The organism is Methanomassiliicoccus luminyensis B10 (assembly GCF_000308215.1).
Taxonomy (GTDB): Archaea; Thermoplasmatota; Thermoplasmata; order Methanomassiliicoccales; family Methanomassiliicoccaceae; genus Methanomassiliicoccus; species Methanomassiliicoccus luminyensis.
On record NZ_CAJE01000021.1, the window covers coordinates 118,688 to 126,785 of the forward strand.

Below are 8,098 nucleotides of genomic sequence, written 5' to 3' on the forward strand. Positions count from 1 at the left end.
AGCAAGGGTGAGCATATGGCGGAAGCGGACAAGGTCACGGAGGCGGAGAGGACCGGCCTGATGGACATCCTGAGGAACAGGATCTCTTACGACGGACTGGAGGGCGCCTACAACGTCACCGTGAGGAAGAGGGTGACGTTCATCCTATTCCTGCTCGCACTGACCGTAATCGCTTCGGTGGCGGCCCTTGGGATCGGTTCTGTCGACATACCGGTAACGGATACCCTGAGGGTTATCGGCCACGCCCTGTTCCCCTCTCACATTGAGGGGCCGGAAAGGGAATGGTACTCCGCCATCATTCTGAACAGCAGGATGCCCCGGGTCTTCATGGCCGTCATCACCGGCCTGAGCCTGGCCATGTCAGGCGTCATAATGCAAGGCATCCTCAGGAACCCCCTGGTGAGCCCGTTCACGCTGGGGGTCTCCTCCGCCGCATCCTTCGGTGCGGCCATGGCCCTGGTATACGCGCCCATGATGTTCGGCGCGGTCTACTATGAAAGCGCGACCTTCCTCGGACAGCCGATAGCCGTCAAGAACCTGTTGCTCATACTCTTCTCGTTCCTGTTCGGGTTGGGGAGCGTGGGGCTGGTCCTTTTGATATCGAAGAGGGGGGACGTCTCTCGGTCCACCATGATCCTCTCTGGCGTGGTGATAAGCTACCTCTTCCAAGCCGGGATATCATTCGCGAAGTACATCTCCAATGACGACGCGTTGCGGGAGATAACCCTCTGGCTCATGGGAGGCATGTGGGGGGTGACCTGGGGCTCCGTGATCATGCTGCTCCCGATAGTGGTGGTATGCTTCGGGCTCATGGAGAAACTGACCGTGGACATTAACACGCTTTCAACGGGGGACGAGGTGGCCAGCAGCCTGGGGATCAGCGTGAACAAGCTGAGGACATCGGGACTGGTGCTTTCCGCCCTGGTAAGCTCCGCCTGCCTAGCCTTCACCGGCATCATCGGGTTCATTGGACTGATGGCGCCGCACATCTGCAGGAGGTTCATAGGCAACGACAACCGGTACCTCCTGCCCGCCTCGGCCTTGATGGGCGCGCTCATCCTGCTGATATCGGACACCGTAGCCAGGATGATTATCAGTCCCTCCCAGCTGCCGGTGGGGGTCATAATGTACATCATCGGCGGCATATTCTTCATATGGCTCGTTACCCGGAAGAACTGGAGGAACATGGCGTGAGGTTCAACGTCGAGAAGGTCTGTCAGAGCTACGACGCCCTGGAGGTATTGAAGGACATCAGCTTCACGGCCGAGGCCGGGGAGGTCGTTGCGCTCATAGGGCCGAACGGCTCCGGAAAATCGACGTTGATCAAGACCATATGCAACGTCAAGCCCGCCCTTTCCGGGCGCATCGATATCGACGGCACCGATATCGCCGCTATGGACAAGAAGGACCTCGCGAAGCTCATCGGCTATGTGCCGCAAAGCTATGCGTACTCCGCGTTCTCCACCGTGTACGACACTGTCCTGATAGGCAGGCGGCCGTACATGGAGTGGTCTTACACCAGGAAGGACCTCAGGATCGCCGCTGAGGCGATGACGGCCATGAAGGTGGACGACCTCGCCGACCGCTACGTGAACGAACTGTCGGGGGGACAGATGCAGAGGGTTTTCCTCGCCCGCGCCCTGGCCCAGGACCCGCGGTTCTACCTGTTCGATGAGCCGACCAGTTCGCTGGACCTGAAGAACCAGCTGGATGCCATGAAGATCATGAGGAGCATCGTCAAGACAAGGGGGTCTGGGATGATAGTCGCGCTCCACGACCTCAACCTGGCCTTGCGGTATTCGGACAAGACCCTGGTGATGAAGGACAAGGGCGTGTACGCCTTCGGGAGGCCTGAGGATGTGATCATCGAAAGGATGATACGCGATGTATACGGCGTCAGCGCGGAGATCGTGGAAGGGAAGCACGGGAGGTATGTACAGCCCTACGACGATCCTGACAGGGACCCTCTGGTGGCCACGATATGACATTGCCCCCTCGCGATGCCAGCGAAGGACACCACCATCGGGTCGTTCCGCGCGGTCCGGGGCAATGTTATTAGCTCAATAGAGGATTTGCCGCCTCATGCTGTACGTCGGGCCGGCGGGCTATCCTCCCGGCAGCAAGGGCGCGGTGCAGGCCGTGGAGAACGTGAAGGCGCTGGGGCTGAACGCCCTGGAGGTGCAGTTCGGCAGGGGCGTCAACCTGAGCGACGAGCGGGCCCTGGAGCTTGGGATCAGGGCAAAAGGCATCGGCGTGGCGCTGAGCGCCCACGCCCCCTACTACATCAACTTCAACTCCGACGCCGCGGGCAGGGCGAAGAGCGAGGACTGGCTGCTCCGCTCCCTTCGTGCCGCCACCCTGTTCGGCGGCCGCATCGTGGTGGTGCATGCCGCCTCGTACATGGGAACGAGCTCGGAGAAGGCCACCGCGGCGGTGGTGGAGGGCGTCCGCGCGGTCCGCAAGGTCATGGAGAACGAAGGCCTCACCCCCGCCATCGGCCTGGAGACGATGGGGAAGACGGGGAGCTGGGGCACCCTGGAGGAGATAGCCGCGGTCATGAAGGAGGTCGACGGCGTCGAGCCGGTGGTCGACTTTGCCCACATCCACGCCCGACGGCAGGGTTGCCTCCGCACCGCCGAGGACTTCAGGGCGGCGCTGGACGAATGGCTGGCCATCCATCCTGGCCGCCTGCACTGCCACTTCAGCTGCATCGAGTACACCGCCAAGGGGGAGAAGCGCCATCTCCTCCTCGAGAGCAGGGACCCCGACTTCGCGCACCTCGCCCCACTTCTTCCCAAGTGCAGCAGGGACGTGACGGTCATCAGCGAGACCCCCGACCCCTCCGGCGACGCCGTGCGCATGAGGGAGATGCTGGAGCAGTAGATGTTCTCAGCCGCTTAATGATATGTCGACAACTATTTATCTCAACAAATCCTGGCTTGACTGGCTCCATCGCGGGGAGGGGATCTAGTTGTCCGATTCAGCGGCAAACCACATTGAAGAGAGCTTCGAGTTCGATTGTCCAGAGTGCGGCGCTCACATTGAGGGGGAGGTCGACCGCTGCCCCAAGTGCGGGGTGGAGTTCGTCATTGAGGAGGTCTCCGAGGCAGAGTGCCCCCAGTGCCACGAGACCATCCCGGTGGACTGCCTGAAATGCCCCTACTGCGGGCTTGCCTTCAGCGCTCCCTCGGAGGCCGAGGAGCCCCGGGCGGAGGTCCAGGAAGCGCCGGTGGAGGTGCGGCCGGCGATCGAGCCCGAGCCGGCAATGACCGAGATCGAGGAGGAGCCGCTCACCCCGGTGTTCAGGGCCGAGCCGGAACCGGAGCCGCAGATCGAGGCGCCTTCCGCACCCGTCTCCGCCCCCGCGAAAGCTCCAGCGGAGGACGGCCCCGCCGCCCCGGACCGGCTGAAGGACGAGTTCTCAGAACTGGTCGGAAGGGTCAAGCCGCTTCTCGCGCTGGCCAAGGACTTCAGCATCGACGCCGTGGACGCCCGCAAGCTCATCAACCGCGCCGTGGAGCTCGGCAAGAACAAGGACGTGGAGGGTGCCGTCAGGACCCTCCGGGAGTGCTCCGCCGCGCTGGACCAGGCCATCGGCGCCTACATGGACAAGGAGTTCTCGGTGCTGGAGGAACTGGCCGAGGTGGCCAGGAAGACCGGCGGCGATCCCGACCCCATCGTGGCGGCCACCGAGAGCGCCAGGGCGATGCGCGCCCAGGGCGACGTCGAGGGGACCCTGACCAAGATCCGCGCCGGCAAGAAGTTCGCCGAGCAGCTGACCGGGCCGTACGTTTCCGCCCACGAGATGTACGAGGCCCTGGAGAAGCTGGTGCAGACCTCCGAGATCTTCTTCCTGGACGTGAGGGAGATCCGCAAGGTCCTGGGCGAATCGAAGGAGGCCGGGGAGAACGGCGACTGGAACACCATGGCCGCCCTGGCCCGCAAGGGGCGCGAGGACCTGGTCCGCATGCTGCCCGATCTCCTGAAGGGAGAGATGCACAAGGCCAAGCAGTCCATGATGGAAGCGAAGCTCCAGGGCAGGGACGTCAATGCCGGGGTCAAGGCCCTCAAGGAAGCGGCGTCGGCCGTGAAGCTGAAGCGCTACGAGGACGCGCTGTACCTGATGGCCGATCTCAAATCCTCCAAGAGCGCGTGATCACGGCCGTATCGGTTCCAGCTCCCTCTCCAGAACGGCCTTCTCCTGGACGTTGAGGCTCTCCGGGCTTATCGACAGCAGGAAGACGGCGCTCCTCTCCGACACCTGGTCCACCAGGGAGCGGACGAAGCGTATCACCCCGTCGAAGGTGGCGGTGCTGATGAGGTAGTGCAGGTCGTCCAGAAGTACTATCGAGCGCCCCTCCCGGCGGACGTGGTCCTCCACCAGCCTCACGATCTTCTCCAGCGAGGGCTGCACGGTCCTCTCGTCCCTGGACTCGTATTCCGTCATCCAGTAAACGTCGGCCTTCCGCCCGGCCAGCCTGGTCCGCACCGCCGAGGGGTTGCTGCGGGTGAACACCTGGGCGCGGAAGCCCATGTCCAGCATGGACAGCAGCAGGTCGTAGGAGCGGTCCGGCCTCGATTCCTCGACCAGGTAGGAGCGCTTCTCCACCAGCTCCGGGAGCCTGCCGCTCTCGGGGACCTCCGCGCTCCCCAGAACCTCCCGCGCCAGCTCCAGGGTTATGTCCGAACGCATCAGCGAGGCGAAGGCGATGACGCGGTCCATCTCGCTCCCCAGCTGGCTGATGTTGTCGGAGAACCGGTCGGCCACGAAGCCCATGACCTCCTGGGGGATCTCCAGGCCCTCCTCGATCACCATCCTCTCCAGGATGTTCACCCTGGCCCGGCGGTCCGGCGGGGACAGGTCCACCACCAGCCCCGGCTCCAGGCACGAGGACAGGCGCTCCGACAGCGCGGGCACCTCTCTCAGCGGGCGGTCCGAGGTGAGCACCACCTGCTTGCCGCCGGACAACAGCGAGCTGATAGTACGGAACAGCTCCTCTTGCATCCTGTCCCTGCCGGCGGCGGACTGCAGGTCGTCCACCAGCAGAACGTCCGCCCGCTCGATGCCCTGGCGCAGTTCCCCGTTCCGGGAGGACAGCGACTCCACCTGCTTCTCGTCCAGCGACTCCAGCGGCAGGTACAGCACATTGGCGTCCGGACGCCCCTTCCTCACCTGGTTGCCGATGGCCTGCAGCAGGTGCGTCTTGCCCAGCCCGGACCGCCCCTGCACCAGCAGGGGGTTGTATGTTTCCCCGGGGCTCCCCGCCACGGCCCTGGCGGCGGCCTCGGCGAAGCGCGAGCCGGGGCTGAGCACGAAGTTGTCGAAGGTATAGAATGGGTCCATGCGAGGGAGCATGGCCGTCTGCTCCCCCGAGGCGCACTGGGGGCAGTACCCCAGGAGATCGGTCGGCCCCCCGCACTCCGGGCAGGTGGACATCTCAGGGCCCAGGGAGCGCATCTTGTGGTACTGGAGCACCATATCGTAGATCCCCAGGACCTGCTTGTCGGCCTTCTCCCCCACGATGACCGCGGCGGAGCGGAAAGTGTCCATCAGGTGCTCGCTGATGTTCCCGGGGTCGGCGTTCCGGAGCTTCTCCTGGCGCAGCTTGTCCGCCGAGGGGCGGTCCTTGGGGGCGCCCAGCCTTCTGACGCGGGCCTGGGGGAACAGGGCCTCGAGGTCATTCAGCCCCACCTTGCCGTGCAGCGTGATCGCCGCCTCCGGTTGGACCGAGTCGAACCACAGGTACCGGGCCGCCTTGTCCCCCAGGAACCACATCTCCTCGGAGCCGGGAGGCCTGAACACGTACATGCACAGGATGGGGATGCCAGCGGAGAGGGAGATCAGGCCTTCCGAGCGCTCTCCCTCCTTGGACAGGCTTACCTTCAGGTATCCTGCGTGGGAGGCCCCCTTCGCCTTCTCAAGGGCCTCCGTGACAATGTTCTCGCCTCCTCTCCATCGGGAGGCGATCTGTCCCTGCGGGACTCCCAGCTCAAGTAGCACGGTCTTCGGGCGAGGGAACGCCTCATGGAGATAAAAGCATTTATACCCCAGTAGCCAGAAAACTCACTACCTCGATCATGGGCTGAATAACATCGTTCACAAAGATGCCATTTCAATGACGGCATGTACTAAACCCCCAAGCGCATCGTTCCCCATGAGCAGGCCGCACAACGCGGTAGCTTTCCAATATGAACTGCATGTAGCCAGAGTGCGAATTGCATAGTCGGCGACACCGACCAGATGTTCCGCACCGTCAAAAGATATAGGACGACAGGAGGTACAACAGCAAGTTGGGCAGCTGATCGCTCGCCGAGCTGGCTCGGTTCGTCCGGTATGAGGCGGAGGCGCTAGGAAAGCAAGTAACGCTTATCGATCCACACTACACCTCCCAGACCTGTTCCGAATGCGGTCACGTATCTCGAAGCAACAGAACAGGAAGGCAGTTCAGCTGCATCCGGTGCGGGTTCACGCTCGATGCAGGCACGGGAAGGCGGCAGGCTCCGTGTCAGCGAGCCGAACGCAGCGAGCGATGAGGCCGAGCTCAGCTGCAAGCCCGCATATTTATGTGTGGGTAGCCGACGGGCCGATTACCGCCTCCTGGTCCAGCGGACCCCGGTGAAGAAAGTTATAAATCAGGGGATGGCTTGAAGGAGCACCGCTATGCCACTGTAGCTCAGCGGCAGTCCGGTCGTTGATGGCCAGACCGCGAAAGAGCGACGGTTTCGTAAACCGTAGGCCGGGGGTTCGATCCCCTCCAGTGGCTCCACTCATTCTTCCGGGAGCTTACTCTCTGGTCAGGTACTCCTTCACGATCTTCATCGCGCACACGTCCCCGCACATCGAGCAGCCCTCGCTGCCGGGGGTGATGCCCCGGGCGCGATACTCCCGCGCCTTCTCCGGGTCGAGGGCCTCGGCGAACATGCCCTCCCAGTCCAGGGCCTTGCGCGCTTGTGACATCCTGAGGTCGCGGTCCTTGCCCCGCCCCCGGGCCGCGTCGGCGGCGTGGGCGGCGATCTTGCTGGCGATGAGCCCTTCCTTTACGTCTTCCGGCGTCGGCAGGGACAGGTGCTCCGCTGGGGTCACGTAGCACAGGAAGTCCGCGCCGTGGTAGGCGGCCAGCGTCCCCCCGATGGCGGCGGTGATGTGGTCGTAGCCAGGCGCGATGTCCGTGACCAGCGGCCCCAGCACGTAGAACGGCGCGCCGTCGCACACCGCTTTCTGCAGCCTCACGTTGGCCTCGATCTGATCCAGGGGGACGTGCCCCGGGCCCTCCACCATTGCCTGCACGCCGGCCTTGCGGGAGCGGCGGACAAGCTCCCCAAGCGTAAGAAGCTCCTGTATCTGCGGCACGTCCGTCGCATCGTGCATGCACCCGGGCCGCATGCCGTCCCCCAGGGACAGGGTGAACTCGTGCTCCTTGGCCAGTTCCAGGAGGTAGTCGAAGTTCTGGTACAGCGGGTTCTCTTTGCCGTTGTGCAGGATCCACGCCACCAGGAAGGAGCCGCCCCTGGACACCACGTCGGTGACGCGGGGGGACCGCTTCAGCTTCTCCACCCCTTCCCTGGTGATGCCGCAGTGCACGGTCATGAAGTCCACGCCGTCCTTGGCGTGCTGGACGATGCCGTTGAAGATGTCGTCCTCGTCCATGTCCACCACCGCGCTCTTCCTGGCTAGCCGCAGGCCGGTCTGGTATATGGGCACGGTGCCCACCGGGAGGGGGGAGGCCTTGATGATCTGGCGACGGATGGCGTCGATGTCCCCGCCGGTGCTGAGGTCCATTACGGCGTCGGCTCCGTACTTAACGGAGATGCGCACCTTCTCCATCTCCTCCTCCACCTCCACGCGGTCCCTGGAGGTGCCGAGGTTCACATTGACCTTGACGCTCATCCCCTCGCCGATGGCCTTCGGCTCCGGGGAGTGCACGGGATTGAAGGGTATCACCACCCTGCCCGCCTCCAAGCGGCGGAGCAGGATATCCTCATCGACCCCTTCCTTTCGGGCCACTTCCCTGATGTCGTACCCCCGTTCCCTCGCAGCGCAGGCCATCGTATCCACGGCTCGCCTAACTTCCTAATCCTAAAAAGGCTTTCCGTAATA

7 protein-coding genes and 1 tRNA gene are annotated in these 8,098 nt (G+C 63.7%); 6 read left to right on the top strand and 2 right to left on the bottom strand.

What is annotated here, in order from left to right:
- Positions 1–15 precede the first annotated feature (15 nt).
- The 4 genes from WYS_RS12055 (at position 16) to WYS_RS12070 (ending at position 4,156) form a co-directional block, all read left to right on the top strand.
- Complete coding sequence (locus tag WYS_RS12055; protein ID WP_019178430.1) at positions 16–1,194, top strand: FecCD family ABC transporter permease; 1,179 nt, start codon at positions 16–18, stop codon at positions 1,192–1,194.
- Complete coding sequence (locus WYS_RS12060; RefSeq protein WP_019178431.1) at positions 1,191–1,985, top strand: ABC transporter ATP-binding protein; 795 nt, start codon at positions 1,191–1,193, stop codon at positions 1,983–1,985. Before WYS_RS12055 ends, WYS_RS12060 begins: the two co-directional genes overlap by 4 nt.
- Positions 1,986–2,082: 97 nt before the next feature.
- Positions 2,083–2,883: a TIM barrel protein gene (locus tag WYS_RS12065; RefSeq protein WP_019178432.1), complete on the top strand. Its 801-nt coding sequence runs from the start codon at positions 2,083–2,085 to the stop codon at positions 2,881–2,883.
- A gap of 88 nt (positions 2,884–2,971) precedes the next feature.
- On the top strand, positions 2,972–4,156 hold the full coding sequence (locus WYS_RS12070) for a zinc ribbon domain-containing protein (protein ID WP_019178433.1): 1,185 nt from the start codon (positions 2,972–2,974) through the stop codon (positions 4,154–4,156).
- Here the strand turns inward: WYS_RS12070 and WYS_RS15305 are convergent, their stop codons facing one another.
- Positions 4,157–6,001, bottom strand: coding sequence for a DnaA ATPase domain-containing protein (locus WYS_RS15305; protein ID WP_019178434.1), 1,845 nt, complete (start codon positions 5,999–6,001; stop codon positions 4,157–4,159). It lies immediately after the preceding gene.
- 368 nt (positions 6,002–6,369) lie between these two features.
- Between WYS_RS15305 and WYS_RS16470 the strand changes: the two genes are divergently transcribed.
- Together WYS_RS16470 and WYS_RS12080 are read left to right on the top strand one after the other, a co-directional pair.
- Positions 6,370–6,534, top strand: a complete 165-nt coding sequence (locus tag WYS_RS16470; protein WP_236993840.1) for a transposase — start codon at positions 6,370–6,372, stop codon at positions 6,532–6,534.
- A 129-nt stretch (positions 6,535–6,663) separates the two neighbouring features.
- Positions 6,664–6,767 (top strand) — tRNA-Thr (locus WYS_RS12080).
- A gap of 17 nt (positions 6,768–6,784) precedes the next feature.
- Here the strand turns inward: WYS_RS12080 and thiC are convergent.
- Positions 6,785–8,047 carry a phosphomethylpyrimidine synthase ThiC gene (gene thiC, locus WYS_RS12085; protein WP_019178435.1) on the bottom strand — a complete coding sequence of 421 codons (1,263 nt, stop codon included), beginning with the start codon at positions 8,045–8,047 and terminating at the stop codon, positions 6,785–6,787.
- Between the last annotated feature and the right edge of the window lie 51 nt (positions 8,048–8,098).

Coding starts and splice junctions, on each gene's coding strand:
- WYS_RS12065 (WP_019178432.1), top strand. CDS start 2,083: ATGCTGTACGTCGGGCCGGCGGGCTATCCTCCCGGCAGCAAGGGCGCG.
- thiC (WP_019178435.1), bottom strand. CDS start 8,047: ATGGCCTGCGCTGCGAGGGAACGGGGGTACGACATCAGGGAAGTGGCC.
- WYS_RS12055 (WP_019178430.1), top strand. CDS start 16: ATGGCGGAAGCGGACAAGGTCACGGAGGCGGAGAGGACCGGCCTGATG.